Below are 1985 nucleotides of genomic sequence, written 5' to 3' on the forward strand. Positions count from 1 at the left end.
AGATGACCACTTCTTCAACAGCCATGCCTTTGCCTGCCTGGACAACCGCCTTTTCAACAATTTTGACCATTCCGGCGCAACATGGGACTTCCATGGAGGCAACTGTTACGCTTTTGATGTCCGCCTGCCTGAATATTTCCGTAAGGCGCTCAACATAATCATGGCCGTCATCAAACTTGGGGCATCCAAGCATTATCTTCCTGCCGGGCAAAAGATCCTGGTGCAGTCCGGGATAGGCAACAGGTACGCAGTCAGCTGCAATCAAAAGATGTGCTCCTTTTAAAAATGGCGCATGCGGGGGGACAAGCCTGATCTGTACCGGCCAGTGAGTAAGAGCTGACTGGATGTTCTCAGTGCCCTGCGCCGGTGTATGTGCCTTATCCGGAGCAAAGTCAGCCATGACTGAACCGGGGCAGCCGCAGCCAAGCCGAGAGGCTGGTTCCGGCTTTTCCTGTGGTGACTGTCCAGCTGCTTCCTGCTCCCGCAGGCGTTCTTCCACTGCTTCCATGTCAAAGGGATCCGCCTCGCGCTTAATAACCGTGATAGCCCCCCTGGGGCAGTGGCCCAGGCAGGCCCCCAGCCCGTCGCAATACTTTTCCTCCACCAGTCTGGCCTTACCGTCCCGGATTTCAATGGCTCCTTCTTCGCATCCCGGCACGCACAGTCCGCAACCGTCGCAAAGTTCCTCATCGATTTTGACAATATCTCTAATTTCTCTGGCCAAGTTTTTTTCCTCCCTGTTTTGAAATACGAACAACTTAATACTTCACCGGGCAGGACAGTTTGCACCTGCTCCAAACAGGACTTTCCCGCCCGGCGTGAATAAGTTATGCCTCATCAGCAATGGCCGTTCCTTGACTTAAATCAAGCAGAAGGGAAAAATTCGGCTTTTATCAAAAAAATGCAGAGTCTGGGAAATGAATGCTTTCACTATCTGTCTGTCTGGAAATCAAGAAAGCCTTGGCGGCTGAAAAGGTAGTGGCCGGTATGGTGGAAGGGGCCTGGAATATGGTTTTTATCCAAGACTGCGGTAGTCAGCAGCCCCGGCACGAATGGCTGGCTGGTCGAACCGGCAGTTCAATGCAGATGGCAGGAGAGAATAATCTTACGGCTTGTGGAATCCATACTCCACGGCATTTATGTTATGCTTTTTTTCCTGACCAAGGGTTGATGTTGGTGTGGGGCCGTAATCATGCCCGGGCATAAGAATAGTCTCCTCGGGCAGTTCCATGATTCTACGGATAGAAGCCCCCAGTGTGGGCCTGTGGCTGTAGGCAAAGTCGGTGCGTCCGCTGTCGTGCACAAACAGGGTGTCCCCGGTAAATATCTGGCCGTGTCCATAATAACAGGCCCCGCCAGGAGTATGACCAGGGGTGTGCAGAACCTGCAGCCGGATCTCCTGACCGACCTGAATAATATCCCCGTCCCTGAGGGGCTCATCCACCTGTTTTTCGTAAAATGAAGCATCGGCCTCATGTATGGCCACCCGGGCTCCGGTTCTTTGCCTCAAGGATGCAGCCATGTCTGTATGATCATAATGAAAATGGGTAAGGAGAATATACTCCAGGACCAGTCCGAGGCTGCTCAGTTCTGAAAGAATCATCTCCTCATCCGACCCCGGATCAATAACTGCTGCTTTTCCGGTGCTGCTGCAGAAGAGTATATAACAGAAGTTGTCCATATTGCCCACTTTAAGCTGCTTGACCTGCATACTGCCTCCCTGTTCTTTTCTGATTACTGTATGCTCTTTAAAACCGGATTTCAATGCCCTTTTCTAAAGCAGGCTATGCCCGCAACCCATTTTTTCTCATGCAAAGGGGCGAAGATCACAATATTTCTTAAGGCCGGGAGTGACGGTTGGGAATGTCCCGGCCCAGAAGACTGGACCGGGACTGGTATAAGGAGGAGTGTCAATTATCAGTTGGCCACTTTTTCATTGAGATCCCAGATGAGGTCGCCTTCCGGATGAGGCTCCAGGTACTGCA

2 protein-coding genes are annotated in these 1985 nt (G+C 51.8%); both read right to left on the reverse strand.

All coding sequences use genetic code 11. The features are described from left to right. Window positions 1–724: ATP-binding protein (locus D5S03_RS08890; protein WP_287043574.1), on the reverse strand; the 724-nt coding region annotated here is incomplete at its 3' end. 381 nt (window positions 725–1105) lie between these two features. After that, complete coding sequence (locus D5S03_RS08895; protein WP_287043576.1) at window positions 1106–1711, reverse strand: MBL fold metallo-hydrolase; 606 nt, start codon at window positions 1709–1711, stop codon at window positions 1106–1108. Between the last annotated feature and the right edge of the window lie 274 nt (window positions 1712–1985).

It is taken from the genome of Desulfonatronospira sp. MSAO_Bac3, assembly GCF_003838035.1.
Lineage (GTDB): Bacteria > Desulfobacterota > Desulfovibrionia > Desulfovibrionales > Desulfonatronovibrionaceae > Desulfonatronospira > Desulfonatronospira thiodismutans.